Annotated in this window: 26 protein-coding genes and 1 pseudogene; 14 read left to right on the top strand and 13 right to left on the bottom strand. The window is 72.7% G+C overall.

Annotated elements, in window-relative coordinates; genetic code table 11:
- Positions 1-275 precede the first annotated feature (275 nt).
- Positions 276-1,718 (top strand): hemolysin family protein, encoded by a 1,443-nt coding sequence (locus OG974_RS10495; protein ID WP_371646279.1) that lies wholly within the window; start codon positions 276-278, stop codon positions 1,716-1,718.
- The gene (locus OG974_RS10490; protein ID WP_327282420.1) at positions 1,715-2,788 is read left to right on the top strand and encodes a hemolysin family protein; all 1,074 of its coding nucleotides are present in this window, start codon (positions 1,715-1,717) and stop codon (positions 2,786-2,788) included. The genes OG974_RS10495 and OG974_RS10490 overlap by 4 nt, the downstream gene beginning before the upstream one ends.
- Positions 2,789-2,840: 52 nt before the next feature.
- Here OG974_RS10490 and OG974_RS10485 read toward each other — a convergent pair whose 3' ends face one another.
- Together OG974_RS10485 and OG974_RS10480 are read right to left on the bottom strand one after the other, a co-directional pair.
- On the bottom strand, positions 2,841-4,781 hold the full coding sequence (locus tag OG974_RS10485) for an AAA family ATPase (protein WP_327282419.1): 1,941 nt from the start codon (positions 4,779-4,781) through the stop codon (positions 2,841-2,843).
- A gap of 378 nt (positions 4,782-5,159) precedes the next feature.
- Positions 5,160-5,795 (bottom strand): uridine kinase, encoded by a 636-nt coding sequence (locus OG974_RS10480; RefSeq protein WP_371646276.1) that lies wholly within the window; start codon positions 5,793-5,795, stop codon positions 5,160-5,162.
- A gap of 174 nt (positions 5,796-5,969) precedes the next feature.
- On the opposite strand from OG974_RS10480, the gene OG974_RS10475 reads away from it, so the two are divergent.
- The 3 genes from OG974_RS10475 (at position 5,970) to OG974_RS10465 (ending at position 8,238) form a co-directional block, all read left to right on the top strand.
- On the top strand, positions 5,970-7,406 hold the full coding sequence (locus OG974_RS10475) for a peptidase C39 family protein (RefSeq protein ID WP_371646274.1): 1,437 nt from the start codon (positions 5,970-5,972) through the stop codon (positions 7,404-7,406).
- Between the two features lie 117 nt (positions 7,407-7,523).
- A complete protein-coding gene (locus OG974_RS10470; RefSeq protein WP_371646273.1) occupies positions 7,524-7,946 on the top strand; it encodes an SPW repeat protein in 423 nt (140 codons plus the stop codon).
- 139 nt (positions 7,947-8,085) lie between these two features.
- Positions 8,086-8,238 (top strand): SCO1431 family membrane protein, encoded by a 153-nt coding sequence (locus OG974_RS10465; protein WP_327282415.1) that lies wholly within the window; start codon positions 8,086-8,088, stop codon positions 8,236-8,238.
- Between the two features lie 51 nt (positions 8,239-8,289).
- Here the strand turns inward: OG974_RS10465 and OG974_RS10460 are convergent, their stop codons facing one another.
- From OG974_RS10460 to OG974_RS10450, 3 genes and pseudogenes are all read right to left on the bottom strand, one after another.
- Positions 8,290-8,775, bottom strand: a complete 486-nt coding sequence (locus OG974_RS10460; RefSeq protein WP_371646270.1) for a hypothetical protein — start codon at positions 8,773-8,775, stop codon at positions 8,290-8,292.
- 184 nt (positions 8,776-8,959) lie between these two features.
- Positions 8,960-9,133: pseudogene (locus OG974_RS10455) on the bottom strand (DUF6114 domain-containing protein); the annotation flags it as partial.
- Between the two features lie 134 nt (positions 9,134-9,267).
- Positions 9,268-9,681 (bottom strand): DUF6230 family protein, encoded by a 414-nt coding sequence (locus OG974_RS10450; protein WP_327282413.1) that lies wholly within the window; start codon positions 9,679-9,681, stop codon positions 9,268-9,270.
- Between the two features lie 188 nt (positions 9,682-9,869).
- On the opposite strand from OG974_RS10450, the gene OG974_RS10445 reads away from it, so the two are divergent.
- Entirely contained in the window at positions 9,870-10,634 is a 765-nt protein-coding gene (locus tag OG974_RS10445) for a TetR/AcrR family transcriptional regulator (RefSeq protein WP_328762115.1), read from the top strand.
- Between the two features lie 147 nt (positions 10,635-10,781).
- The gene (locus OG974_RS10440) at positions 10,782-11,954 is read left to right on the top strand and encodes an acyl-CoA dehydrogenase family protein (protein WP_327282411.1); all 1,173 of its coding nucleotides are present in this window, start codon (positions 10,782-10,784) and stop codon (positions 11,952-11,954) included.
- A 54-nt stretch (positions 11,955-12,008) separates the two neighbouring features.
- On the opposite strand, the gene OG974_RS10435 is transcribed toward OG974_RS10440, so the two are convergent.
- The 4 genes from OG974_RS10435 to OG974_RS10420 all read right to left on the bottom strand — a co-directional run bounded on the left by OG974_RS10435 (position 12,009) and on the right by OG974_RS10420 (position 14,588).
- Positions 12,009-12,881: a ribosome-inactivating family protein gene (locus OG974_RS10435; RefSeq protein ID WP_327282409.1), complete on the bottom strand. Its 873-nt coding sequence runs from the start codon at positions 12,879-12,881 to the stop codon at positions 12,009-12,011.
- Between the two features lie 74 nt (positions 12,882-12,955).
- Positions 12,956-13,828: a Crystal protein ET79 gene (locus OG974_RS10430; RefSeq protein ID WP_328762112.1), complete on the bottom strand. Its 873-nt coding sequence runs from the start codon at positions 13,826-13,828 to the stop codon at positions 12,956-12,958.
- Positions 13,829-13,873: 45 nt separating this feature from the next.
- Entirely contained in the window at positions 13,874-14,134 is a 261-nt protein-coding gene (locus OG974_RS10425; protein ID WP_327282407.1) for a hypothetical protein, read from the bottom strand.
- Between the two features lie 160 nt (positions 14,135-14,294).
- Complete coding sequence (locus OG974_RS10420) at positions 14,295-14,588, bottom strand: hypothetical protein (RefSeq protein ID WP_327282406.1); 294 nt, start codon at positions 14,586-14,588, stop codon at positions 14,295-14,297.
- Positions 14,589-14,748: 160 nt separating this feature from the next.
- Here OG974_RS10420 and OG974_RS10415 point away from each other — a divergent pair, with 160 nt between their 5' ends.
- The 3 genes from OG974_RS10415 to OG974_RS10405 all read left to right on the top strand — a co-directional run bounded on the left by OG974_RS10415 (position 14,749) and on the right by OG974_RS10405 (position 19,110).
- Entirely contained in the window at positions 14,749-16,326 is a 1,578-nt protein-coding gene (locus OG974_RS10415) for a LuxR C-terminal-related transcriptional regulator (RefSeq protein WP_371646266.1), read from the top strand.
- Positions 16,327-16,851: 525 nt separating this feature from the next.
- Entirely contained in the window at positions 16,852-17,985 is a 1,134-nt protein-coding gene (locus OG974_RS10410; RefSeq protein WP_371646264.1) for a hypothetical protein, read from the top strand.
- A 15-nt stretch (positions 17,986-18,000) separates the two neighbouring features.
- Positions 18,001-19,110 carry a phosphotransferase family protein gene (locus OG974_RS10405; RefSeq protein ID WP_371646263.1) on the top strand — a complete coding sequence of 370 codons (1,110 nt, stop codon included), beginning with the start codon at positions 18,001-18,003 and terminating at the stop codon, positions 19,108-19,110.
- 19 nt (positions 19,111-19,129) lie between these two features.
- Here OG974_RS10405 and OG974_RS10400 read toward each other — a convergent pair whose 3' ends face one another.
- Positions 19,130-19,573 carry a hypothetical protein gene (locus tag OG974_RS10400; RefSeq protein WP_327282402.1) on the bottom strand — a complete coding sequence of 148 codons (444 nt, stop codon included), beginning with the start codon at positions 19,571-19,573 and terminating at the stop codon, positions 19,130-19,132.
- Positions 19,574-19,790: 217 nt separating this feature from the next.
- Here OG974_RS10400 and OG974_RS10395 point away from each other — a divergent pair, with 217 nt between their 5' ends.
- The 4 genes from OG974_RS10395 to fxsA all read left to right on the top strand — a co-directional run bounded on the left by OG974_RS10395 (position 19,791) and on the right by fxsA (position 23,781).
- Complete coding sequence (locus tag OG974_RS10395; RefSeq protein ID WP_030011705.1) at positions 19,791-20,231, top strand: Lrp/AsnC family transcriptional regulator; 441 nt, start codon at positions 19,791-19,793, stop codon at positions 20,229-20,231.
- A gap of 147 nt (positions 20,232-20,378) precedes the next feature.
- Positions 20,379-22,013, top strand: coding sequence for an amidohydrolase (locus OG974_RS10390; RefSeq protein WP_327282401.1), 1,635 nt, complete (start codon positions 20,379-20,381; stop codon positions 22,011-22,013).
- Between the two features lie 325 nt (positions 22,014-22,338).
- Entirely contained in the window at positions 22,339-23,118 is a 780-nt protein-coding gene (locus OG974_RS10385) for a polyprenol monophosphomannose synthase (protein WP_327282399.1), read from the top strand.
- 81 nt (positions 23,119-23,199) lie between these two features.
- A complete protein-coding gene (gene fxsA, locus OG974_RS10380) occupies positions 23,200-23,781 on the top strand; it encodes an FxsA family membrane protein (RefSeq protein ID WP_371646260.1) in 582 nt (193 codons plus the stop codon).
- Positions 23,782-23,868: 87 nt separating this feature from the next.
- Here the strand turns inward: fxsA and OG974_RS10375 are convergent, their stop codons facing one another.
- From OG974_RS10375 to OG974_RS10365, 3 genes are all read right to left on the bottom strand, one after another.
- A complete protein-coding gene (locus OG974_RS10375; protein WP_007262928.1) occupies positions 23,869-24,243 on the bottom strand; it encodes an RNA polymerase-binding protein RbpA in 375 nt (124 codons plus the stop codon).
- Positions 24,244-24,566: 323 nt separating this feature from the next.
- The gene (locus OG974_RS10370) at positions 24,567-25,946 is read right to left on the bottom strand and encodes an MFS transporter (RefSeq protein WP_371646258.1); all 1,380 of its coding nucleotides are present in this window, start codon (positions 25,944-25,946) and stop codon (positions 24,567-24,569) included.
- Positions 25,947-26,004: 58 nt separating this feature from the next.
- A complete protein-coding gene (locus OG974_RS10365) occupies positions 26,005-26,775 on the bottom strand; it encodes a glycerophosphodiester phosphodiesterase family protein (protein ID WP_327282396.1) in 771 nt (256 codons plus the stop codon).
- Between the last annotated feature and the right edge of the window lie 2 nt (positions 26,776-26,777).

Genomic DNA, 26,777 nt, shown 5'->3' with positions numbered 1-26,777 from the left:
GCGCCGACCTCGAACGGTCGTCGAACGCCCGGTGAACGGGCCTCGAACGGCCCTGGAGCGGCTCTCGGACGAAGCACCGGAGCCGCAGCCGACCGCTGCGTCCCATTGCGGCGGCGATCTCAGTGACTACCCTGGTGGCGGGGCGCACCCGTGCGCCCTCCCACCGGCCCCGGGCCCCGAGGCCCGTGGCACCTGCGACTTGAGGAGTGACTCCCTCCAGCAATGGACGGATCGTCCGGTAGTACCCGCGCCGCCCTCCCCACGGAGGCGGCGGCATGACCATCCCGCTACTTCTGCTCGTGGCGGCATTCGCCCTGATCCTCGCCAACGGCTTCTTCGTGGCGGCCGAATTCGGCCTCGTCACCGTCGAACGTCCCGAGGCCGAGCGCGCCGCAGCTGACGGCGACCGCCGTGCCCGCACGGTGGTCGAAGCCCTGCGGGAGCTGTCCTTCCAGCTCTCCGGCACCCAGCTGGGCATCACCATCACCTCCCTCGTGGTCGGCATGCTCGCCGAACCGGCCCTCGCCAGACTGCTGGTCCGGCCGCTCGCGGCGACCGGCCTGCCCGCGGGAGCCGTCTCCGGCATCGCCGTCTTCATCGGCATGCTGCTCGCCTCCGCCGTCCAGATGGTCGTCGGCGAGCTCGTCCCGAAGAACTGGGCGGTCTCCCGGCCGTTGCAGGTGGCCCGGTTCGTGGCCGGCCCGCAGCAGGTCTTCTCCCGCGCCTTCCGGCCGGTCATCGCCGCCCTCAACGCCGTGGCCAACCGTCTCGTACGGGCGCTCGGCGTCGAGCCGGCCGATGAGATGGCCTCCGCCCGCACCCCCGGCGAACTGGTCTCCCTGGTCCGCCATTCGGCCCAGGCCGGCGCCCTCGAACAGGACACCGCCGACCTCTTCGTACGGACCCTGTCGCTGGGCGAGCTCACGGCCCAGCACGTCATGACCCCCCGCGTGAAGGTCAGTGCCCTCCAGCACACGGCCACCGCGGCCGACGTGCTCAACCTGACCCGCGCCACCGGACTGTCCCGGTTCCCGGTCTACCGGGAGCGCATCGACGAGGTCACCGGCGTCGTCCACCTCAAGGACGCCCTCGCCGTGCCCGAGTCCGAGCGCGCCCGCACCACCGTCAGCCGGATCTGCGTCGCCCCGCTGCTGGTGCCCGGCTCCCTGCCGGTACAGCCCCTGCTGGAGCGGCTGCGCAGCGAGCAACCCATGGCCGTGGTCGTCGACGAGTACGGCGGCACTGCCGGGGTGGTCACCCTGGAGGACATCGTGGAGGAGCTCGTCGGCGAGGTCCGCGACGAGCACGACCTCGCCGAGGACGCCGGTCCCGAGCTCGCCGCGGTACCCGCCGAGGACGGCCGCCCGTCCTGGGAGGCCGACGGCAGCTGCCGGGTGCAGACCCTGCGCCGGATAGGCCTGGAGGTGCCCGAGGGCCCGTACGAGACCGTCGCCGGCCTCGTCGCCGACCTGCTCGGCCGGATCCCGGCCCCCGGGGACCGCGCCGAACTGCCCGGCTGGAAGCTGTCCGTCCGCCAGGTCGGCCGTTACCGGGCCGAACGGGTCCGGCTGGTGAGGTTGCTCCCCGCCCCCCACCCGGCTCCCCACCCCGCCCCGGCCGCACGCCCGGACGCGGCTCCGGCCGCACGGCGGCCGGCGTCCCCCGAGCCCGGCCCCGCCGCCGGACACCCGGCCGACAGGGAGGCAGCGGTCCGATGAACGCACTGCAACTGCTCTTCGCACTGCTCCTGGTCCTCGCCAACGGGTTCTTCGTGGGCGCGGAGTTCGCCCTCGTCTCCGTCCGGCGCAGCCAGATCGAGCCGCTGGCCGCCGAGTCCAAGCCGGCCCGCCAGGTGCTGTACGGCCTGGAGAACCTGCCGCGGATGATGGCGGCGGCCCAGTTCGGGATCACCGTCTGCTCCCTGACCCTCGGCGCAGTCGCCGAACCGACGATGGCCCGTCTGCTGGAGCCGCTGTTCCACGCGGCGCACGTCCCGCAGGGCATGATCCACCCGCTGGGCTACGCGGTGGCCCTCGCCGCCGTCGTCTTCCTGCACCTGGTCATCGGCGAAATGGTGCCCAAGAACCTCGCCATGGCCGCCCCCGAGAAGACCGCGCTCTGGTTCAGCCCCGGCCTGGTCGCCTTCGCACGGCTGTGCGGCCCCGTCACCACCGCGCTGGGCTCCTGCGCGCACCTGGTGCTCCGCCTGTTCAAGGTGGAGCCCAAGGACGAGGTCGAGGCCGTCTACACCAGCGCCCAGCTCGGCCGGCTCGTCGAGGACTCCCGGCAGGCCGGGCTCCTGGAGCCGGGCGAGCAGGAGCGGCTGGAGGACGCCCTGGAACTGGGCAGCCGCCCGGTCACCGACGTCCTGCTCGCGCCGGAGCGGCTCGTCACGGTCGGCCCCTCGGCGACCCCGCGGCAGATCGAGCAGCTGACGGTCCGCACCGGCTACTCCCGCTTCCCCGTCCGCTCCGAGAACGGCGCCTTCATGGGCTACGTGCACGTCAAGGACGTACTGGACATGGAGGAGCGGGAGCGGGCCGTGCCCCAGCGGATCTGGCGCCGGATGCCCACCCTGTCCGCCACGCTCCCGCTGGACGACGCGCTCAGCGTCATGCGCCGGGACGCCACCCATCTGGCCCAGGTCGCCGACCCGGCCGGCCGGGTACTGGGCCTGGTCGCCCTGGAGGACGTCCTGGAGATGTTGGTCGGCGAGGTCCGCGACCCCGCGCACCGCGTCCCGGCCCGCCGGACCGGGCCGCGTGCCGAGGGCGCCCTGATCGGCTGACGGCCGATCCGCCACCGCTGCCCGGCAGGGGGCTCCCCCCGCCGGGCGGCGGTCACAGCGGCGGCGGCTCCGGGCGGTCGCGGTCCTGCGGGCCGCGGCCCGACAGGACCTCCCCGTACGCCTGCATCAGGTCGGGCAGCCGCAGCGTCGCCAGGTCCTCCCGGGAGGGCTCACCGGGGAAGCCCGCCAGCCGCAGGTCCCGGTACGCGCAGCTCTTCTCGTACAGGGTGCGCAGGAACCGGCCGTTGCCCAGCTCGTCGATCCAGCCCTGCTCCACCACATGCCCGCTGATGCTGCGCAGCTCGTCCAGGGCCTCCTCGTCCCAGCAGTCCCCGTTCGCGTCGGCCAGCACCCCGCCGATCGCCGTCAGCTCCAGCGGCCGGTAGCTGGGGAAGTCCACCCGGCTCGTGAACCGCGAGGACAGCCCGGGGTTGGCGGCCAACAGCCGGTCCATCCCGGCCGGATACCCGGCGAGGATCACCACCAGGTGGTCCCGGTTGTCCTCCGCCCGCTTCAGCAGCACCTGGAGCGCCTCGTCCCCGTACGCGTCGCCCTTGCTGTACCCGGTGTTGGACAGGCTGTACGCCTCGTCCACGAACAGCACCCCGCCGATCGCCGAATCGATCAGCTCGTTCGCCTTGACGGCGGTCTGCCCGAGGAACTCACCCACCAGGTCCGCCCGTTGGGCCTCCACCAGATGATCCCCGCCCAGCAGCCCCAGCGCGTAGAACACCCGGCCCAGGATCCGCGCCACCGTCGTCTTACCCGTGCCCGACGGCCCGGAGAACACGAAGTGCCGCTTGGGAGGCTGCACCGGCAACCCCTGCCCGGCCCGCAGCCGCGCCATGTGCAGCTGCGCCGAGAGGGCCTTCACCTGCCGCTTCACCGGCTCCAGGCCCACCATCCGCTCCAGCTCCGCGAGCGCCTCGGCCAGCAGCGCCGGATCGGCCGGCCCGGCCGGTAGCCCTCCGGGCGCGGTCTGCGGCGGGACCGCCACCTTGCGGCGCGCGCCTTCCACCCGGCCCGTACCAGGAGCCCCGAACCGCGGATCCGGCTCCGGAGCCATCAGCGGGTCCGGCTCCACCTGCCCGTCCGCCGCGATGTCCTGGACGGGGCCGCCGCCGAGGGCCACCGCCGCGAAGTCCCCGCCGACCGGGGAGAGATCGTGTCCGGAGTACCCCTCGTAACCGGCCGCGGCGTACCCGGCGTACCCGTCGGCCCCGTCCACGTAGTCGCTGTCCTCGATCGCCGTCAGCCGGGCCGCCGTGTCCATGAACGCCGGGTCCACCCGGTGCACCGCCCGGTACAGCGGCAGCGCCGCCGCGCTGCGCCCCGTCCCCTCGTGCGCCCGCGCCAGCCAGTACCGCAGCTCCTTGCGCTGCGGCTGCTCGCTGCGGCAGCGCATCAACGCCGCCGAGAGCATCGGCTCGGCCTGCCCGTACATCTCCAGCCGGACCCGGGCCATCCCGCCGAACAGGCCCGCCTCGATGCCGAGCAGCGGATCGTCCACCAGCGGCTCGGTGTGCCGCACCAGCTGCTCCCAGTCCTTGACCAGGTAGGCCCGGCAGGCGTGCAGGAACCGGACCTGCGCGTCGGTGTCCACCGGCGGCAGCGCTGCCAGTGCCTGGTCCAGTTCGGGGACGTGCCGGCCGTCCAGCCAGTGCGAGGCGTGGGCCAGCAGGAGGTCCCGCCGGCTCTCCAGGACGGGCTGCACCCACCAGCCCAGCCAGTACCAGGAGTTCAGCGTCCGCCGGTGGCGGGCCCGCTGCTCGCCGAAGCGGTCGCGGTGGGCGTACATGCGCAATAAGGCGTTCGTGGTGTCCACCCGGAGCGCGTGCAGGCCCAGCCATGCATCGGCCATCGAGGGATCCAGTCGTACGGCCGTCCGGAACTCCTCCTCGGCCTGCGGATAGGCGCCCATGGTGCAGGCGTCCACCCCGCGCAGCCAAGCGAGTTCGGCCGGGGCGTGCGTGCCCGGCGTGCCGAAATCCATCACTTCCCCCACAAGCCTGCCCCCGTGGTGCACAGCAACCCCCGCGTCGCGCCCGCGAGTTGTCCACTGCGCCGATGAAATCAGGGGTGCATCGTACCTGCGGCTACGCACCATACGTAGGGTGCGGTGGGCACCGGTCAGTGGCGCACCAGGGGCGCGCGAGGTGACTCAGGGTGAAGGATCCGGTGGGGTCGGGCCCGCGCGGAGCGGGTGCGGAAGCCCTCCGGGGCAGAACGAAGCCCCCGATCACGGGGGAACGATCGGGGGCTTCGCGTCTGCTGCGGCCTGGAAAGACCGCACATTCAGAACGTAAGGCCGGTGCGGGGCCCAGGTCAAGCACGTCGGTACAGGCCCGCTCAAGTGCTTTTCTTGAGCGGCTCAGGCCCGGGGGAGTCCGTCACCTTCGGTGACGGAAGAGGCCCTTCCGGCGGTCGCATCCGTCCCGGAAGTCCACTCGTATCCCGTACCGCTCTGGCGTACCAAAGTGCCGGCGAAGGGGCGCGAAGGATCATCGGAGAAGTGCGCGAGCTCCGCGCGCTCCCATCCGTCCCAGAAGTCGGAAAGTTCACGCCCGTCCCGATTTCGCCCGCGTCCCCAGGACTGTGCGCGCGGTGTCTCCATCCACAGCAGCCGCGCCAGATGCGGGCGCAGCGCCCGCCGGCCCGCCCCGACCCCTTCGATCAGCAGCACCGGCACCGGCTCCAGCACCCGCTCCGGGCCGAAGCGGCGCTCCACCCAGTCGTACGGGGCCCAGTGGGCCGGCCGCCCGGCGGCGAGCGGCTCCAGCACCTGCGCGCGCAGCCGCTCCGGCCAGCAGAACAGCTCCTCGTGGGTGGCCACGTCGTCCAGGTGCAGCACCGGCGCCCCGCCCAGCGCCTCGGACAGCCGCCCGGCGAAGGTGCTCTTCCCGGACCCCGCGTGCCCGTCGATGCCGATCAGCCGCACCGGGCCGAGGGACGGCGGCAGGGCGGCGAGCTCGCGTGCGAGCGATTGAAGTGACTGCTGAGGCTCCACCCGGCCAGCGTATGGCCCCTCGGGGCGGCGCAGGGCGCACGGGTCCGGCGCGCGGCCCGCCGCACGGCGCCCGGCGTCACCCCCGACACTGCGCCGTGGCTTCGGTGCCCGGCGGGCGGGAACTGGAAGGGTGGGGAAGCCGATCCGCCGCACCGACCCTTGGGGGCCACGCCGATGACCGCACCCACACCGCGCAGGGCCTTGCTGGCCCTCGCCCTAGCCGCGGCCACCGCGGTCACCGTCCCCGGCGGCCGGGCCTCGGCGGCCGGGGACCGTACGGAAGGCGGCCCGCAGGCCGGACCGGAAGCCGCCGCCGGGGCACCCGCCGAAGCGGAAGCCGCCGCGGGTGCGTCGGCCGGAGCCGCCGCCCACCAGACGGTCGACAACCGGTTCTGGTACTCCTACGCCCACTGGCGGGCCGGCACCCACCAGGGGACCGCCGCGCGCTCCGGCGCCCGCCCCGGGCTGGTGATCGGTTCCCCGGCCGGCCGCACCGAGTACACCGACCGGCACACCGGGAAGAAGGGCACCTGGGAACACGCCTCCTGGACCTCTCCCGTGCACCGCTCCCGCGTGCCCGGAACCGAGGCGATCCCTTCCTGGAACGCCCACACCCCGGCCGGCACCTGGATCCAGGTCGAACTGCGGGCCACCTACGGAACCCGCGCCGCCACCCCCTGGTACGTCATGGGGCGCTGGGCCTCCGGCGACGGCGACATCCGCCGCACCTCCGTGGACGGCCAGACCGACGGCACCTCCACCGTGTGGACCGACACCCTGGCCGTCGACGCCCCCGCACGGGCGGACGGCGTACGGATCGCGGACTGGCAGCTGCGCCTGACGCTGTACCGCAAGCCCGGGGCCACCGGGGGGCCGACGGTGTGGCTGGCCGGAGCCATGGTCTCCGACGTCCCGGACCGGTTCACCGTCGAGGCCTCCGCGCCCTCGGGCGAAGCCCACGAGCTGAAGGTCCCCCGCTACTCGCAGGAGGTCCACAAGGGCCAGTACCCCCAGTACGACAACGGCGGCGAGGCCTGGTGCAGCCCCACCTCCTCCCAGATGATCATCGAGTACTGGGGTCACAAGCCCGCCCCCACGGACCTGGCCTGGGTCGATTCCCGCTACGCCGACCCGCAGGTCTGCCACGCGGCCAGGTTCACCTACGACAGCGCCTACAAGGGCTGCGGCAACTGGCCCTTCAATGCCGCGTACGCCGCCACCTACGGCGATCTCGCCGGGGTCGTCACCCGGCTCCGCTCCCTCGCCGACCTGGAGACCCTGGTCCGCTCGGGCATCCCCGCGATCACCTCGCAGTCCTTCCGCACCGAGGAGCTCACCGGTGCGGGCTACGGCACCGCGGGCCACCTGATGACCGTCATCGGCTTCACCGCCGCCGGGGACGTGGTCGCCAACGACCCGAACTCGCCCGACAATCCGGCGGTCCGCCGCGTCTACGAGCGGCGCGAGTGGGAGAACGTGTGGCTGCGCACCAAGCGCCACAACGCTGCGGGCAAGGTCGCCAGCGGGTCGGGGGGCATCTGCTACCTGTACGCCCCGGCCCGCCCGACGCCCGCCCAGATCCAGGCCCTGCGGGCGGTGGGAGTGCTGTGAGGGCGGCGGCTCCGAAACTTTCCGAACTTCCGGAAGTTCCCGTTGACCCCGGGCGAAGATAAGCGGAATATAAGGTCATAAAGGGCACATAAAGGCTTCTACAGGAGGCGGCCCGCCATGACCACCCACAGCATCGAACAGCACCCCGACCTCGCCGAGATGCGCTCCCGGTTCGAGCGGGTCACCAGCACCCCCGCCGCCCAAGCCGTGGAGGCGCTGGCCCTCATCACGGGCCTGTACCTGGCGGCCTCGCCGTGGATCGCCGGGTTCAGCGGGCTCGGCCCGCTGGCGGTCAACAACCTGATCGCCGGCCTGGCGTACTGCCTCTGCATGAGCGGACTCGGCTCCGCTTATGAGCGCACCCACGCGATGGCCTGGACGGCGGTCGCCATCGGAGCCTGGACGATCGTGGCTCCATGGGTCATCGCCGGGGACGTCAGCACCACCCGCAGTGTGGTCAGCAACGTCATCGCCGGCGGTGTCGCCCTGCTGCTCGCCCTCTCCATGGCGGGCATGGCGGGCCGCAACCGCACGGCCTGATCCCTCGCGTGCCGGGCCCCGACCGCATACCGGCCGGGGCCCGGTGGCACGCCGGGGCGGGCGTGCCGGGGCGTGATGCGTGCCACGCGTGACGATCGTCTCTCCCGCGAAAGCCGCATACGCTGTCACATTGGACGGCATGACCGCACACAGCGCCGCCCTCACCGCCCGCGCCCGCAAGCTCGTCGGGACCGGCGGGCCCAAGGACGACTCCAAGTGGCTGGAGCACGTGCTCGGCTGGACGCTGGTCGTCGTCGTCGCCATGTTCGTCACCCAGGTCGGCTGGCTCTGACCCCGGCCCCGGCTCTGACCCCGGCCCCGGCCCCGGCCCCGGAGCCCGTCGTCACGAGGCCTCCAGCCGCAGCCCGTCGGTGACGATCACGTCCGAAGTGACCAGGTCCTGCTCCGCGCTGACCCGGGTCATGAAGACGAACGGCGGGATCACCGGGGGAGCGGGCAGTCCGTCCGAGCCGAAGGTGAGGCACAGCAGCCCATCGATGCAGCCGCTGAACTTCGTCAGGTACAAGGTCACGTCGCCCCGCAGCTCAAGGGACCTGGCGGCCAGGCCGTACTCCTCGCGCCCGTCACGGGTGCGCAGCCGGTAGTCCTCCAGTGATGCCGCGCGCACCTTCAACACCAGCACCCTCAGCGGTCCGTCGGCGGTCGCGACCTCGGTGACACCCGCGAACGCGAAGCCCTGCGGGGCGAAGAGCGAGGTCGTCACGGTCGGCGGAGTCCGGGTCGCCGCCGGCGGCCCGGAGGCCGGACCCGCCGCCCTGGCGGGCGGGGCCCACGCCGTCGGCGCGGCGGCCAGCAGCAGCGGGAGCACGACGGCGAGCGTCCGAGGACGGCGCCGCCCGGGCCCTTCCCGTACGGCCCGTTCCCGCCCGGGCCACTCCCGGCGCGCACGGGGCCTGCGCGTCCGCCCCTTCCTCGTCCGCCGCCCCGTCGGGCAGCGCGCTCCCGGCGATCCCGAGCAGCGTGCCGACCAGGAACCCGCCCAGGTTCGTCGCCACGAACGACAGCACGGACAGCAGCAGGGCGTGGACGCAGACGTACGCCCGGGCCCGGGGCGCGCACCACAGGAACAGCCCCGCGGCGACCGGCGCGGCGCCGATCCCCACCGCGGCGATCCCGCCGAGGCCCGGGCTCACCAGTACGGTCAGCGGGGAGAGCGGGACGAGCAGCAGCTCCGCCCCGCCCAGGAGGACGAGCAGACCGCCCCAGAACGGCCGGGTCCGCGCCAGGCGCGCAGCCGCCGCCGCTGCCGGGCGAGCGCCGGCCGGATGCGAGGGCGGGATGCGAGGGCGGTGGCGACGGCTCAGAAGCGCTTCGTGCCGTCCAGGTCCACGCTCACCTGCATGCCCTTGAGTCGGAAGTTCCCGCCCGTCGCGGACCAGGCGTGCGATTTCACGCCGACGACCTCGATGTCCCCCGCCTGCAGACCGAACTTCCCCGGCTCACCCCTGATGCCGTCCACCCGGTCGAGGGTCGAGGCGTCCCGGCCGATCTGCGCCGTGCCGAAGGTCGTGTCGCCGTCGAGGTCCTCGCCGTCGATGACGAGGTTGCTCGCCGTGACCTGCCCGGCCGGTCCGCCGGCCGTCAGCTTGAAGACCACCTTTCCCAGTGGGGTGTCCACCTCGGCGGCCTGGCAGACGTCGCTAAGGGTGGCCTCGCCGATGCCGAGCAGCGCCACCGGACGCCCCTTGCCGTCGACGGAGCGGTCCGTCTGCACGTACGAGGCCAGGCCCCTGCTGCTCAGTTTGGAGGACCACGGCGGCCGCGGGCACCGCGACGGCGGCCGACTTCCGCCAGTCGACCCGGCCCTCGCCTCCCGTACGTCGTCCGGTGCGCAGGGGAAGTGCATGAGACAGGTCTGCCATACTGCGGGCATCCTGTGGCAGTTCGAGGCTGGGGCCGAATTTGAATAATAGTCAACAGCGTGGTGCGAGCGGGCGTTCGCAGGTTCGCAGGACCGAACTCATAGGCATCGGCCGCAAGTTGTTCGCCGACACCGCATATGACGCGCTCTCCATGGACGACATCGCCAAACAGGCCGGCGTCGCCAAGGGGTTGATCTACTACTACTTCAAGAGCAAGCGCGGCTACTACCTCGCGATCGTCGAAGACTCGGTGGCCGAGCTCGTCGCGCGCGCCGCCGGGGAGCCCGACCTGCCCAAGGTCGAGCGGGTGCGTCGCACCATCGACGGCTACCTCCACTACGCCGAGCACCACCAGGCCGCCTACCGCACCATCGTCACGGGCGGAGTGGGCTCGGACGCCGAGGTGCGCGCGATCCGCGATGCGGTCCGCGAGGAGCTGGTGGCCACCATCGCCGAAGGCGCCTACGGGCGCCGCGCCATCCCGCCGATCGCCCGGCTCGCGCTGGTGGGCTGGCTGTCCGGGGTCGAGGGGACCACTTTGGAGTGGATCGGCGCCCCGGCCGCCGCTGCGGGGACGGGGACCGGCGTCGAGGCGGACTCAGGTTGGGGCGAGGACGCGGATCACGGCGCGGACGCCTCGCCCCGGCAGCCCGACCGGGCCCGGCTCGGAGCCCTGCTCGTGCGCCAGCTGCGCGCGACTCTGACGGTGATCGGGGAGTTCGTCCCGGAGTGTCCGCCGCCGCCCCTTCCCGAAGGGGCGTTCGAGACGGTCGATGATCTTGCCCCGGTGACGGGACGCTCCTGATCGGGCATACTCAAGCCGCCGCAGCCACTGAACTGCCCCTTCCGTGATCCGGGAGGGCAGTATCGGCTGTGAGAGCACCGAGACCCGGCGGCGCGTCCCACACCTCACGCGTCGCCGCCGTGCCCGACGAGGGAGGAGAGCGCCGCCATGACTGACCGCGCCCCGCAGCCGGTGGACCGTCAGCTGCCCACCGAGGAGTCCCGGGATCTCCTCGCACTCGTGCGAGAGATCGCACAGCGGGAGATCCGCCCCGTGGCCGCCGACGAGGAGGACGCCGGGCGTTTCCCGCGCGCGATCTTCACCCTGCTGTCCGAGGCCGGCCTGCTCGGTCTTCCGTACGCCGGTGAGTACGGCGGCGGCGAGCAGCCGTACGAGGTCTACCTCCAGGTCCTGGAGGAGCTCGCCGCGGCCCGCCTGACCGTCGGGCTCGGCGTCAGCGTGCACTCCCTGGCCTGCCACGGCCTGGCCGGATACGGCACCGAGGAGCAGCAGAAGGCCCACCTGCCCGCCATGCTCGGCGGCGGCCTGCTCGGCGCCTACTGCCTCTCCGAGCCCGCCTCGGGATCCGACGCCGCGTCGCTGACCACCAAGGCCGTGCGCGATGGCGACGACTGGATCATCACCGGCACCAAGGCGTGGATCACCCACGGCGGCGTCGCCGACTTCTACACCGTCCTCGCGCGCACCGGCGGCGAGGGCCCCAAGGGCATCACCGCCTTCCTGGTGCCCGGCGACGCGGAGGGCCTGACGGCCGCCGTCCCCGAGAAGAAGATGGGCATGAAGGGCTCGCCCACCGCCCAGCTGCACTTCGACGGGGTCCGCGTCCCGGACACCCGCCGCATCGGCGAGGAGGGCCAGGGCTTCACCATCGCGCTGGCCGCCCTGGACGCGGGTCGCCTCGGCATCGCCGCCTGCGCCATCGGCGTCGCGCAGGCCGCCCTGGACGAGGCCCTCGCGTACGCCCTGGACCGCAAGCAGTTCGGGCACCCGATCGCGGACTTCCAGGGCCTGCGCTTCATGCTCGCCGACATGGCCACCAAGATCGAGGCCGGGCGGGCCCTGTACCTGGCCGCCGCGCGGCTGCGCGACGCGGGCAAGCCCTTCTCCCGCCAGGCGGCGATGGCCAAGCTGTTCTGCACGGACGCCGCCATGGCCGTCACCACGGACGCGGTCCAGGTCCTCGGTGGCTACGGCTACACCGCGGACTTCCCGGTGGAGCGCCTGATGCGCGAGGCGAAGGTGCTCCAGATCGTCGAGGGCACCAACCAGATCCAGCGCATGGTCATCGCCCGCCACCTGGCCGGCCCGGAATCGCGCTGACGGCGACGGGGCCGCGCCGGCTCATGGCCGGCGCGGCCCCGTCGCGTCATGCCGTCACCCGGGTCGCTTGACCATCGAGACGTATTCGGACATCTCGTTGAAGCCGTGGCGCGTGACACCGCCGAGGTTGAACGAGCCGCCCGCCCCCGGACGGGCCGTTTCGTTGAGCATGTACGTGGAGCCGGGCCCCCACTGGTTCTCTTCCTGGGCCTCCTGCGAGGTGATGGACGAGGACGAGGCGATCCCGTTGCGCACGGTGCTCTCGATGTTGCGGTAGCGGGTCCCCTCGCCGACCGCGGCGATCGCGTGGATGAGCGCCCTGCGCACGGCGTCCCGGTCCTGGTTGCCGTCGGCCGCGTGGCGCCACAGCGTCTGGAAGTGGCCCTGCAGGCCGGCCAGGGTGATCGACAGGGTCCTGCGGTTGGCGTCGCCCACTTCCAGGCCCTGGTTGCCGTTGCTACTGCCGTAGCTGCCGCTGTAACCGAGATTGACCGCATTGCGGCCGAGTATCTGGCCGAGGTTGTACTGCGGATCGGTGAACTGGAAGACGGGGCCGCCGCCCCCGGCGGTCGCGAAACCGCGCAGGTACAGGTCCTGGGCCGTCACGTAGAGGCTGAGCCGGCGGCCCTCGGGCAGGGCGACGACCACCTCGATGATGTCGTTGGCGTTGCGGGTCTGCCACACGGTGCGGTTGCCGTGGCCCCGCAAGATGGTGCCGGTCTGGTGCAGCGAGAGGATGAAGCGGGTGTACTCGGCGGCGGCGTTGCGCTGGTCGCCGGTCAGGTCCCAGTTGTACTGGACCTGCTGGATGCCCACGGCCTGGGCGGCGGGCGCTGCGGACGGTGCTTCGGTGGCGGCCTGGGAGGCGGGGGCCGTCGCGCCGAGCAGGGCGAGACCGAGGAGGGCCGCGGGAAGGGTCTTGCGCATCGGGGTCCTTCGTACGAGAGGGGATTCGTGGGTTGCTGTCGGCGCCGGTGTCGCCGCCGGTGTCGGTACCGGCATCAGTTCACGGCGAAGGTGACGTACGCGTTGTCGCCGGCTCCGCCCGAGGTGGTGCAGCGGTGCGGCGCGGGGACCTGGCACTCGTACTTGTTGCTGCCCGAGAAGGGGTTGTCCCAGCGGATGGAGACGGTGCCGCCGCCCGCCATCGTGTAGTTCGCGTAGCCCTCGGTTCCGGTCATGAAGCCCTCCGACTCGCTCGCCCACGAGGCGCCGGCGCCGGGGTTGATCAGGGACGGCGGAAGGCTGTTGGCGGTCCAGATGCCGTGGGACAGCCCGGCGCCGGTGCGGGCGAGCAGCGTGCCGCTGTTGTTGATCACTCGGACGGCGGTGCTGCGGGCGGCCTGGGCCGTCATCTCCGTCGACGCGGCCCGTGCCGCGAACGCCGCGGGTCCGCCGGTCAGCGTGAAGTTGACGGTGGCGTTGTCGCCGCCCCCGCCGGTACGGGTGCAGGCGTAGCCGGTCGGCGCCTCACAGCTGTAACTGTTCGAGCCGGCGTACGGGTTGTTCCAGTGGATCTTTATTGGTTGACCGGTCGCCGTGACCCGGTAGGTGGTGTAGCCCTCCGTCCCGGTGAGCATGCCGCACGAGCGGCTGCCCCAGGAGGTGGTGATGCCCTTGGCGATGTAGTCCGGCGGCAGGGCGTCGTTGTTCCAGCAGCCGTGGGGCAGGTCGGAGCTGACCCGGGTCAGCTGCTGGCTGGTGCTGTTGCTGAAGACGACGTCCGTACTGCGGGCCGAGGACGCGGCGACGGGCGACGGACCGGCGGCCGGTGCGGCCTGCGCCGCGGGGGCGAGCGCGGTCGCCCCCGCCGCCAGCGCGGCGACGGCGGTGAGCGCGGAGGCCCACCGGGCCCGGGAACGGGTCAGCTGCATGGGGTGTGTCCCTTCGAGTCGTGAGCGGGGGCGCGGTGGTGCGGATCAGTCGACGTAGAACAGCTGGTACTGGTTGTTCCAGGTCGGGTTGCATTCGTAGCGGCTGAAGAGCCCGAGCGCGATGCTCAGCGAGCCGGCCTGGATGCACTGAGAGAAGGACGGGTAGGTCCCGCCCGGCTCCCGGTAACCGGCAGTGGCCGCCTGGGCGTTCGCCGCGCCACCGACGCCGAGCAGTAGGGCCGTGCCCGCGCAGAGGGCGACGGCGAACGAGCGGCGGCGGGTCGAGGCCGCGATGGCTGATCTCATGGGGATTCCTTTCGGGCATGCCTCATCGCGCCGCGGCGGTGCCGGGCTCATCGAAGAGGAAGGGGGGAGCAGGGAAGAGAAGGAGACTGGGTCGGGCCCACATCCACCCAACCGGCGGCGGATGGTGTCCGCCGCCCCCGCACCCGGTCTCCCGGATGGTTCAGTTCAGCGGCTTGCCGGGGCACACGGAGCTGCCCCACGCCGTGGTCACGGGGCAGGGCTTGTCGCCGTGGCCGCCGCCGCCGTTTCCGTGTCCGTTGCCGCGCCCGTCGTGCGAGTCGTCGTGGCCGCCGTCGGCCCTGTCGGCGAGTTCGTGGCCCGCAGTGACCCGGACGCCGGAGCCGGCGGGGCCGTCGGTCGTGTCGGCGCCGTGGCCGGTGACGGCGGCGCCGCCCAGCCACAGGCAGGCCGCGAAGGCCAGTCCCGCCGTCAGTCGCAGGGTTTTGACGTTCACGGCAACTCCTCTGTCGGGCAAGGGCGTCGGGGGCGGCGAGGGCGCCGTTTCCGCCGTTTCCGCCGGTTACGAGGACGACTCTGCCAGGGCCCGCTGGCACCCGGCAGGCCTGGAAGGGATCATGTGGATGCCATGCATCTTTAGGAGGCAAGCGGTGGAAATGGGCGCGGATTCAGGAACAGGCGTACCCCGACTCGACGAACCGGCGACCCTGCTGTACCGGTGGACCCTCGTCCACGGCCGGCTCACTCCCACGACGCTGCCACGCGCCGCGGCCGAGACTGGCCTCAGCGAGCAGGCCTGCACGGGGGCGATCGCGCAGCTCGCGGAGGTGTACCTGTTCCAGCCGCTGCCCGGCGGCAACGGGGGAGGAGAGGACGCCGACGCGGGCTGGCGGGCCGTGAGCCCGCAGTCGGCCGGCGCGCAGGTCCTCGCCGAGAAGGAGACCGAATTACGGGCCCACGAGGCGGACTTACGTGAGCAGCGCGAACAACTCCAGCGGCAGCGCGACGGATTCAGCGCCCTCGTCCCCGTCTACCTCCAGGCCCGCCGGGACACCTTCCCCGAGGGGACCATCGACCACCTCCCGGACCAGTTCGCGGTCCGCGCGCTGCTCACCGAGGTCGTCGACACCTGCCGCAGCGAGGTCCTGGTCTCCAAGCACGGCGGCTCCTTCCCGCCGGCCGCGCTGCGCGAGGCGCTGCCCCGGGACCTGGCCCTGCTCGCCCGCGGGGTTCGGATGCGCAGCCTCTACCAGCACGCCACCCGCTTCGACCAGGCGACCCGGGTGCATGCCGAACAGCTCATCGGTGCTGGTGCGGAGATCCGCACGCTGCCCGAGGTGCTCCCGCAGATGATCCTGGTCGACGGCCAGCTCGCCCTGCTGCCCGCCCGGTCCGGTGGCGCGCTGGTCATCCGCGAGCCCGACCTGATCGGCTACCTGCTGGACGTCTTCCAACGGGACTGGGCGAACGCCACCCCCTTCGCGACCGGCCCACAGGCGGCCCACGGCGTATCGGAGGCCATGAAGCGGAGCATCCTGGTGCTGCTCGCCAAGGGGCTCAAGGACGAGTCCATCGCCCGGCGGCTGGGAGTCTCCCTGCGGACCTGCCGCCGCCACGTCTCCGAAATCCTGGACGGCCTCGGGGCGCACAGCCGCTTCCAGGCGGGGGTGATAGCGGAGCGGAAGGGCCTGACCGGCCACCCGGTCGCCGCCCCGGCGGTCCCTGCGCGGGAAGCCCCCGTCGGGGAGGCCCCGACTGCCGCGGCACCCGAACCGGTGCCGGACCTCCAGAAGACCGCGGCCAAGAGCGGGACCGGGACCGACGCCGGGGCCGGAACCGGCGCGGAAGCCGCAGCCCGGGCCGGGGTCGGGACCGGAGCCGGAACCCGGGCCGAGGCCGGGGTCGGAACCCGGGCCGAGGCCGGGGTCGAGGCCGGGGTCGGAGCCCGGGCCGAGACCGGGGCCGGGGCTGGAACCGGCGCGGAAGCCGCAGCCCGGGCCGGGGCCGAGACCGGAGCCGGAACCCGGGCCGAGGCCGGGGTCGGAACCCGGGCCGGGGCCGGGGCCCGCCCGGGGGTCGGGAGCCCGCCGCGCTGCCCTGGGTGCGACCGTCCGCTCCCCGTCGCGGCCACCGCCCAGCGGCAGGGCCGACCGCCCCGCTACTGCTCGGCGCCCTGCCGCTCCCGCGCCTATCGGGCCCGGCTCAAGTCACGCCAGGCTCCGGACGCCCCGTGACGTAATCGCCCACCGCGACACGAAAGTCGACGAACCGCCTGCCCGGTGCGCCGCTTCAGCTGCCGTGGAGCGGTCCGGCCGGCCAGATCGGAGAGCCGGCGACCCGAGACCACTCCGGATCGCGGCGACCCGGCAGGGTGCGTCCGTCGTCGGCCCAACGAGCCAGCAGCGCATGGTAGATCGGCGGGTCGGACTGCCGCTGCGGAACCGATTCTTCGTAGCCGGGCGGCGCCGGACGCCGTCGCTGCCCCGTTCTTGCCCCAGGGGTTTCGAGCGTGGTCATACGAGGCCAACGCGCCACTCGACCCACGGGTAACCGCCAGCGCCCGCCGGGTATCCGTTCGAGGTGTCCCCGTCGCGCCGGCCCGATCCCCTTCCCGGAGTGGCCAGACGTGCTGGGATGTCAGGGAGTGACAGAACTCTGGTCCAGGGCCCAGTATCTGACGTACCGTCATATCCACGCGAGCCGACGCCGCAGCCCGCGGCCCCGCACCCCGCCCCACCACGCCGTCCAGGAGGTTTGCCATGCCCGCGGACCGACCCGTACCCCTCGACGAATACCCCGTCCACCAGGCCCCGTTGTCGATGAAGCACCTCGTCAGCGGCGACCGGAACGCCTATGACCGCTGCATCTTCCACGTCTTCGACCATGCGGGCCGGGCCGTCCTCGTCCTCGGCCTCGGCGTCTACCCCAACGCCGGGGTCATCGACGCCTACGCCACCCTGCGCACCGGCGACGAACTCCTCGCCGTCCGCGCCTCCGACGCCCTCACCGACGACCGCATGAACCTCTCCGTCGGCCCGCTGCGGATCACCGTCGACGAACCCCTGAAGCGGATCACCCTCCAGTGCGACGCCGACCCCGCCGATCCCGACGGGCTCTCCTACGACATCACCTGGACCGCCGAGTTCCCCGCCGTCTGGGAACCGCACCACGTGCAGCGGCGCGGCGACCGCCTCATGCTCGAAGGCCGCCGCTTCGTCCAGGCCGGGCACGTGACCGGCACCATCCGCGCCAAGGGCCGGGAGCACGCCCTCACCCCCCACGAGTGGACCGGCACCCGCGATCGCAGTTGGGGCGTGCGCCCCATCCCCGGCGAGGACGGCGGCCGCGCCGCCGAGGAGCACCGGCCCGAAGGCTTCCACTGGCTCTGGATCCCCGTCCGCTTTGAGGACCGCTTCGTCATGGTCATCGCCCAGGAGGACGCCGACGGGCACCGCACCCTGAACGAGGCCGTCCAGGTCTTCCCCGAGGACAGCGGCCGCCACGACGTACAGCTCGGCTGGCCCCAGACCGAGATCCGCTACCGCCCCGGCACCCGCCACCCCGAGAGCGCCGTCGTCCACCTCGCCGACCCGGCCCGCAAACCCCTCGAACTCGGCGTCGAGATCCTGAACTCCTCCCCGCTCGCCGTCGGCGCGGGCTACCCGCCCGCCGCCGACTGGCAGCACGGCACCTGGCAGGGCCGCGGCTGGAGCGACCGCCGCACCTACGACCTCTCCGACCCCACCGCCCACCCCGTGGCCGCCTTCGGCGTCACCGACCATTCCGCCCGCTTCACCCTCGACGGGCAGACCGGCTTCGGGATCTTCGAGCACGGCAGCTTCGGCCGCCACGACCCGAGCGGCTTCACCGACTACGGCTCAGTGGCCCAGTAGAAGAAAGGGGAAGTCATGGCAGCACCGGCACCACGCCCGCGCACCTCCACCCGCGAACCCGAGGAACTCGGCCGGCGCCTCGAAGCCTGGCTCGACACCCAACTCCCCGGCGCGAAGGTCACGGGCGTCCGCGTCCCCGGGTCCAACGGCATGTCCAGCGAGACCCTGCTCTTCGACATCGAACACCCCGACACCCCGGTCCGCGCCTGCGCCCTGCGCCTCGCCGCCGACCCGGCCGCCTACACCGTGTTCCCCACCTACGACATGCCCCGCCAGCACCGGGTGATGAGCCTGGTCGTTGCCCACACCGACCTGCCCGTCCCGCGCGTGCTGTGGCTGGAGCAGGACCCCGGACCGCTCGGCGCGCCCTTCTTCGTCATGGCCCGCGCCGAGGGCCGGGTCCCGCCCGACGTCATGCCCTACACGTACGAGGGGAACTGGCTGCACGCCGCGAGCGGCTCCGAACGCGCCGCACTCCAGGAGGCGAGCATCTCGCTGCTGGCCCGGCTGCACGACCAGTTCCCCGCCGAACGGGCCGAGTTCCTCCTCCCCGAAGGGACCGGCAGCCCCCTGCGCCGCCACGTCGACGCCCAACGCGCCTACTACGCCTGGGTGGTCGAGGGCCTCGCACCGTCCCCGCTGCTGGAGCGGGCCTTCGACCGCCTGGAGGAGCTGTGGCCCGCGGACGAGGGCCCCGCCGTCCTCAACTGGGGCGACGCCCGCATCGGCAACGTCGTCTACCAGGCCGACGGGTTCGAGCCGGTGGCCGTCCTGGACTGGGAGATGGCCGCGTACGCCCCGCGCGAGGTCGACCTCGGCTGGACCGTCTACCTCCACCGCTTCTTCCAGGACCTGACCGTCGGCTTCGGCCAGAGCGGCCTACCGGACTTCCTGCGCCGCGCCGATCTGGAGCGCCGGTACGCCGAACTCACCGGACACACCCCGCGGGACATGGAGTTCCACACCCTGTACGCCGCCCTGCGGCACGGGATCGTGATGCTGCGCATCGCCTACCGGCAGGCGTACTTCGGCGAGGTCGCGGTCCCGGTGAACGCCGAGGAAGCGGACGGACTGATCCTGCACCACGCCAGCCTCAGGGCCATGGTGCAGGGCACGTACTGGTAAACCGCGGCCGGGAAGGCCGTCAGGCGGCCTGCGCGTGCTGCCGCATCTGCGGCAGCAGCGTCGGCGCCGGCATCTGCACGGGACGCGAACCGGGACCGCCGACGTGCGAGAACGGCTGAGTGCGCCAGTCCAGACCTTGCGGCAGGTCCAGCAGCACGACCTCAAGCTCCTGGGACGCGTCGGGGCCCGTGCCGACGGTCGGCAGCGCCTCGGAAGCCGGGCGGCCCGTGCCCGCGCACACCGTGAGCCCGAACGGGTTCCACGGGGTCAGGCAGTGCGCGTGCTCCGGCAGGTACTCCTCGTCCGCGACGAGGGCGATCGACTGGCCGCAGTCCGGGCAGATCGCGTGGTGGATCTCGAAGCCGTCGAACCCGTCGGCGTCTTCGAGGTACTCGTCGTCGCCGGCGTCGGCGAATTCCAGGGGCTCCGGTTCGGTGCGACCGGCGCGCTTGGTGTTCTGCATGGATGTACTCCCCCTTGGGTGGGCCGGGCGGGCTGGTTCTACGGCCTCGGCCACAGCAAGCACTTCCCGCCGCGCGGCACGAGTAACCACAACATCCCGCCGTACGCCTGCATACCCTTGTGGCTTTGGTCACATGCCCGCCGCAGGTGCCACTTGTGGCCGGACAGCACTGTGCCTGAACCGCCCTTGGGCCTTAGGTTGAGCGGCTATGAGCGCAATGGAGGAGCTGGACCGCCAGATCGTGGATCTGCTCGTGCGGGACGGGCGGATGAGCTACACGGACCTGGGCAAGGCCACGGGACTGTCCACGTCGGCGGTCCACCAGCGAGTACGCCGTCTGGAACAGCGCGGGGTGATCCGCGGGTACGCGGCCGTCGTCGATCCCGAAGCCGTGGGCCTGCCCCTGACGGCCTTCATCTCGGTGAAGCCCTTCGACCCGAGCGCGCCGGACGACATCGCAGACCGGCTGGCCGGCGTACCCGAGATCGAGGCCTGCCACAGCGTCGCGGGCGACGAGAACTACATCCTCAAGGTCCGTGTGGCGACCCCGCTGGAGCTGGAGGACCTCCTGGGTCGCCTCCGCGCCCTGGCCCACGTTTCGACCCGCACCACGGTGGTCCTCTCCACCCCGTACGAAGCGCGCCCGCCCCGCGTCTGACTCCTGTGGACCCGGGGCCTCGGGCCCCTCGTGCAGCTCGGCGCCGGGGCGCGTCCCCGGCTCCGGCCCGCTGCACCGGACTCCGTCCGGCCGGCCGTCCGCGGGGGCGCGGTCGAGGCGGGCCCGCGGACCCGCGAAACTGTGGGCATGACTGACCGCACCGCCAGCTCCCTCGACGCCGCCGGAGCCTCCGCATCCGAACGGACCGTCCTCCTCCGCGGGGGCGAGGTACACAGCCCCGCCGACCCCTTCGCCACCGCGATGGTCGTCGAGCGCGGACACATCGCCTGGGTCGGCTCCGAAGGCGCCGCCGACGCCTTCGCACAGGGCGTCGACGAGGTCGTCGACCTGGACGGGGCGCTCGTCACACCCGCCTTCACCGACGCGCACGTCCACACCACCTCCGCCGGGCTCGCCCTCACCGGCCTGGACCTCACCGGCGCCGCCTCCCTCACCGACGCCCTGCGGCTCGTCCGCGCGTACGCCGAGGGCCGCCCCGGCGACCGGGTGCTCCTCGGCCACGGCTGGGACGCCGCCCGCTGGCCCGAGCGCCGCGCACCCCGGCGCGAGGAGCTCGACGAGGCCGCCGCCGGCCGCCCGCTCTACCTCAGCCGCATCGACGTGCACTCCGCCGTCGTCACCACCGCCCTGCTGGACCTCGTCCCGGCCGTCTCCGTCCGCGGAGACGAACCGCTGACCCGCGACGACCACCACGCCGTCCGCAGGGCCGCGCTCGCCGCCGTCACCCCCACCCAGCGCGCCGAGGCACAGCGGGCCGCCCTCGACCGTGCCGCCTCCCTCGGCATCGGCTCCGTCCACGAGTGCGGCGGCCCCGACATCTCCTCCGCCGAGGACTTCGCGGACCTCCTCAACCTCGCCCGCGAGCGGTCCGGCCCCCGCGTCTTCGGGTACTGGGCCGACCGCGACCTCGAACAGGCCAAGGAACTCGGCGCGATCGGCGCCGCCGGCGACCTCTTCGTGGACGGCGCCCTCGGCTCCCACACCGCCTGTCTGCACGCCCCGTACGCCGATGCCGGCCACACCGGCACCGGCTACCTCGATGCCGCCGACGTCGCCGCGCACGTCGCCGCCTGCACCGAGGCGGGCCTCCAGGCCGGTTTCCACGCCATCGGCGACGCCGCCCTCACCGCCGTCGTCGAGGGCGTCCGCGCCGCCGCCGACAAGGTCGGCCTCGCCCGCGTCCGCGCCGCCCGGCACCGCGTCGAACACGCCGAGATGATGACCCCCGTCACCATCGCCGCCTTCGCGGACCTGGGCCTCACCGCCTCCGTGCAGCCCGCCTTCGACGCGGCCTGGGGCGGCGAGGACGGCATGTACGCCGACCGGCTCGGCGCCGAGCGCGCCCGCTCCCTGAACCCCTTCGCGGCCCTGCTCAAGGCCGGCGTGCCGCTCGCCTTCGGGTCCGACGCGCCCGTCACCCCGTTCGACCCCTGGGGCACCGTCCGGGCGGCCGCGTTCCACCGCACCCCCGAGCACCGGATCTCCGTAAGGGCCGCGTTCACCGCCCACACCCGGGGCGGCTGGCGTGCCCTCGGCCGCGACGGCGCGGGCGTGCTGGTGCCCGGCGCACCCGCCGACTACGCCCTCTGGGAGACCGCCGAACTGGTCGTCCAGGCCCCCGATGACCGGGTCGCCCGTTGGTCCACGGACCCCCGTTCGGGGACCCCCGGACTGCCCGACCTGACCCCCGGCGGCGATCTGCCGGTGTGCCTCGCCACCGTCGTCGGCGGGCGGGAGGTATTCGTACGGCCACAGGGGTGATCCGGTCGGCCTCGGTTCGGTACGGGCACTCGGACCCGGATAGGTTCGGCCGGGTCCACCACCGGACGTCCGTACCGGGCGGATCCGTCTGCTCAGCGCGCCCGCGCCTCGGGGGCGAGGGAAGGTTTCGCCGGACGGGGGTCCCCCCTGCTCCGAAGGGGCTCGGGGGAGGGTGGCCCGGTCGGGACCCCGCGGTCCAGTAGACAACGGTCACGGCGACCCGCAGCCAGCGGGAGCCGGACCGGCCCGAAGGACCGCGGGCCCCGACCACTGTTCTAAAGTCATCCTCTGTGACAGGACGTACAAGAACACGAAGGCGGACCCAGTGAGCGACGGCGGACAGCGGGCCCACGGACCGCTCGGGACGGCCTTGGTGATCATTCCGACCTTCAACGAGGCGGAGAACATCGGGACGATCGTCGGCCGCGTGCGCGCGGCGGTGCCCGAGGCGCACATCCTGGTCGCGGACGACAACAGCCCCGACGGCACCGGCAAGATCGCCGACGAGCTGGCGGCCGGCGACGACCACGTGCACGTCCTGCACCGCAAGGGCAAGGAGGGCCTCGGCGCCGCCTACCTGGCGGGCTTCTCCTGGGGCCTGGAGCGCGACTACGGCGTCCTCGTCGAGATGGACGCGGACGGCTCCCACCAGCCGGAGGAGCTACCGCGGCTGCTCACCGCGCTGGCCGGGGCGGACCTCGTCCTGGGCTCGCGATGGGTGCCGGGCGGCCGGGTGGTGAACTGGCCCAAGAGCCGGGAGTTCCTCTCGCGCGGCGGTTCGACGTACTCCCGGCTGATGCTGGACGTCCCGATCCGCGACGTGACCGGCGGCTACCGGGCCTTCCGCCGCGAGACCCTGGAGGGGCTGGGCCTGGACGAGGTGGCCTCCGCCGGCTACTGCTTCCAGGTCGACCTGGCCCGCCGGGCCGTCCACCAGGGCTTCCGCGTCGTCGAAGTGCCCATCACCTTCGTCGAGCGCGAGTTCGGCGACAGCAAGATGAGCAAGGACATCGTGGTGGAGGCCCTCTGGCGGGTCACGCAGTGGGGCCTCAAGGCCCACGCGGCGAAACTGACCGGCCACGACAAGGGCCCCAAGCAGACCTGACGGGGTACCGGCCGGCCCCTAGGGGATGTCCGGTACCTCCGGCTGAGGCCGCTTTTACGCCACCCCAGGCACACTGGGGGTATGACGACCGGCGTTCCCCTTTCGACGGCCCCCCGACGGCGCTCCCGCGCCCGCACGCTCCTTCCCCTGGCGGTCGCCGCCTGGCTGATCCTGGAGATCTGGCTGCTCGGCCTGGTCGCCGGTGCGGCCGGCGGGCTGACCGTCGCCGCGCTGCTCGCGGCCGGGATCGTGCTCGGCGTGGTGGTCATCAAGCGGGCCGGGCGGCGTGCCTTCAAGAACCTGGCGAACACGTTCCAGCAGGCCCAGCAGGGGCAGCAGCCCACCGGGCAGCAGCCGGGCGGGGGCAACGGCCTCACGATGCTGGCCGGCCTGCTCCTGATCCTGCCCGGTCTGCTGTCCGACGTGGCGGGCCTGCTCTGCCTGCTCCCGCCCGTCCGGGCCTGGATCGGCCGCCGGGTGAGCGGCTCCCTGGAGCGCAAGATGGCCACGGCCCCGGCCGGCAGCTTCGGCGACGCCTTCCAGCAGGCCCGCATCCACCACCCCGACGGCAAGGTCGTCCAGGGCGAGGTCATCCGCGAGAACGGGCCGCAGCAGCCCGGCCCCGGCCCCAGCACCGGATATCGGCCGCCTCTGGCGCCCTGAGCCTGCGCGCAAGAGTCCGCGAACGAGCCGAGGGCCCCCACCACAGGTCGTGGTGGGGGCCCTCGGCTCGTACCTTGCGTCCGGCTGTCAGGCGGACTTGCGGCTATCCCGCGGATGCACGGCAATGTTCATGGCGCCGGAACGCAGGACCGCCAGCCTCTCGGCCAGCACCTCCTCCAGTTCCTCGCGGGTGCGCCGCTCCATGAGCATGTCCCAGTGCGTTCGCGCAGGCTTGCCCTTCTTCTCTTCGGGCCCGTCCCCGTCAACCAGGAGTGCCATGGCGCCGCACGCCTTGCACTCCCACTCCGGCGGAATCTCTGCCTCAACCGAGAACGGCATCTCAAATCGATGTCCGTTCTGGCATGCGTACTCCACCGCCTGGCGCGGGGCCAGATCGATGCCGCGGTCCGTCTCGTAGCTGGTAACCACGAGCCGCGTACCGCGGAGAGCTCGCTCACTCATGAATCGTGCCTCCCGGGCTTGTCGCCCACAGGACAGGTGTCGCTGTCGTCGTCATCCGGTCAACGTCCGGTCGGCGGTATAGATTCCCGCTCCGGGTGATGCGTCGCCCGTCGTGCCGCCCCTTGTTGTACCCACCAATGCCCGTTTTGTCACATCTGGCAGCAGATGTCACCCAACGTCTTCACTTCTTTAGCGCGCAGTAACGGTCCGCCTGGCAGGCCAAAGGCGTACACTACCGGCCCTTCGCTTCAACGTCGAAATCCGTTCGGAATTCGTATGAAGATCCGGGTCCGGTGCGCTGTCGGGGCGGCCCTCGGATCCGTTCAGATCCGCTCGGGAACAGGATTCCCCGCCGCCTCCACCGCACGCCGCACCGGCACCCGTGCCAGGAGCACGAAACCCAGTGCGAAGAACACCACCAACGAGATGATCGCCTGCCGGTAGCTGCCCGTGACCTGGTACGTCAGGCCGAAGACCAGCGGCCCCACCCAGCTCACCCCGCGGTCGCTCATCTCGTACGCCGAAAAGTACTCCGCCTCCTTGCCGGCCGGCACCAGGTGCGAGAACAGGGACCGCGACAGCGCCTGGCTGCCGCCGAGGACCAGTCCGATCATCGAAGCCAGTACGAAGAACCACACCGGCGCACCGGCCGGGAGGAAGAAGCCGGCCGCCAGGGTCACGGTCCAGGCCACCAACGAGCCCAGGATGGTCCTCTTCGCGCCGTACGCGACGGCCAGCCGGCCCATCCCCATCGCGCCCGCCACCGCGAGGATCTGCACCAGCAGCACCGCCGTGATCAGCGTGGAGTCCTCCAGCCCCAGCTCCTCCTTGCCGTACACGGACGCCTGCGAGATCACGGTCTGGATCCCGTCGTTGTAGACGAGGTACGCCAGCAGGAACGACAGCGTCAGCGGGTGGCGCCGCATGTCCTTCAGGGTCGCGACGAGCTGCTTCCATCCCGACCCGGCGGCCGCGTGGCCGGCGCCCGAGCGGACCACCGCCCGGTCCCGCAGCCGACGCAGCGGGATGATCGCGAACGCGCCCCACCACAGGCCCGCCGAGGCCAGGCAGATCCGCACCGCCGCGTCCTTGGAGACCCCGAAGGACTCGTGCGACTGGAACAGGACCAGGTTCAGGACGAGCATGAAGGCGCCCGCCGTGTAGCCGAACGCCCAGCCGCGCGAGGAGACGGTGTCCCGCTCCGACGGTTCGGCGATCTGCGGCAGGTAGGAGTTGTAGAGCACCATCGACACCGACATCGCGGCGTTCGCCACGATCAGCAGGACGCCGCCGAGCAGGTAGCGGTCGCCGCCCAGCAGGAACATCGCGGTGGTTGCCGCCGCTCCGGTGTACGCCGCCGCCGCGAGCAGCGGCTTCTTGCGGCCCGTACGGTCCGCGGCAGCGCCCACCAGCGGCATCGCCAGCACGGCGACGATCACCGACATCGAGACGGCGTACGCGAAGAACGAGCCTGACCGGACCGGGATCCCCAGCGGGTGGACGTACCCCTGCGCGTCCTGGGCGGCCTCGGCCATCGTCGTCAGGTACGGGCCGATGAACACCGTGAGCACGGTCGAGGAGTAGACCGAGCACGCGAAGTCGTAGAAGTACCAGCCGTGCTGCTCGCGCTTGCGTTCGGCCGCGCCCGGCGCAGGCCCCTCGGGCGCGGTCCCCGCGCCCCGTTCCGTGGTCTCCGCACTCACCGGTGTCCCCCTCGTTCCCGTCCGGCACGGGGAGGGTGCCACCGGCGGTCCTGGCAGGTCAGGCCCAGGCTCCGCGCTGGTCCAGCACCGTGCGCAAGATGTCGATCTGGTCGGTCATGATGCCATCCACACCCAGGTCGAGGAGAGCCTCCATACGTTGCGGTTCGTTCACGGTCCACACGTGGACCTGCAGGCCCCGCTCGTGGGCCGTCCTCACGAACCGCCGGTCGACGACCCGGATGCCCGCCTGGGTCTCCGGAACCTGCGCCGCCACCGCCCCGACCCGCAGGGCCGCCGGGATCGCGTACGAGCGAAGGCGCAGCCCGAGCACCCCGCGCACGCCGTACGAGGTCGCCAGCCGGGGCCCCGCGATCTTCTGGGCGCGGGCCACCCGGCTCTCCGAGAACGAGCCCACGCACACCCGGTCCCAGACGCCCGCCCGGGCGATCAGGTTGACCAGCGGGTGCAGGGCCGACTCGGACTTGACGTCGATGTTCCAGCGGGCGTCGGGGAACTCCTCCAGGAGCTCCTCGAACAGCGGCAGCGGCTCGGTGCCAGCCACCCGCGCCTCGCGGACCTTGCTCCAGGTCAGCTCCGCGATCCGGCCGTGCCCGTCGGTGACCCGGTCGAGGGTGGAGTCGTGGAAGGCGACGAGCTTCCCGTCGGCGGTGGCGTGCACATCGGTCTCGAAGTACCGGTAGCCCGCGTCGGCGGCCCGGCGGAAGGCGGCGGCGGTGTTCTCCAACCCGTCCGCGGCGCCTCCCCGGTGGGCGAAGGGGATCGGAGCCGGGTGGTCCAGATACGGATGGCGAAGGCGTACGTGCGTCACCC

The organism is Streptomyces sp. NBC_00597, assembly GCF_041431095.1.
In the GTDB taxonomy this organism is placed as follows: domain Bacteria; phylum Actinomycetota; class Actinomycetes; order Streptomycetales; family Streptomycetaceae; genus Streptomyces.
Note: the sequence above shows the minus strand (reverse complement) of the source record. Positions and strands in the feature narration are given on the sequence as shown.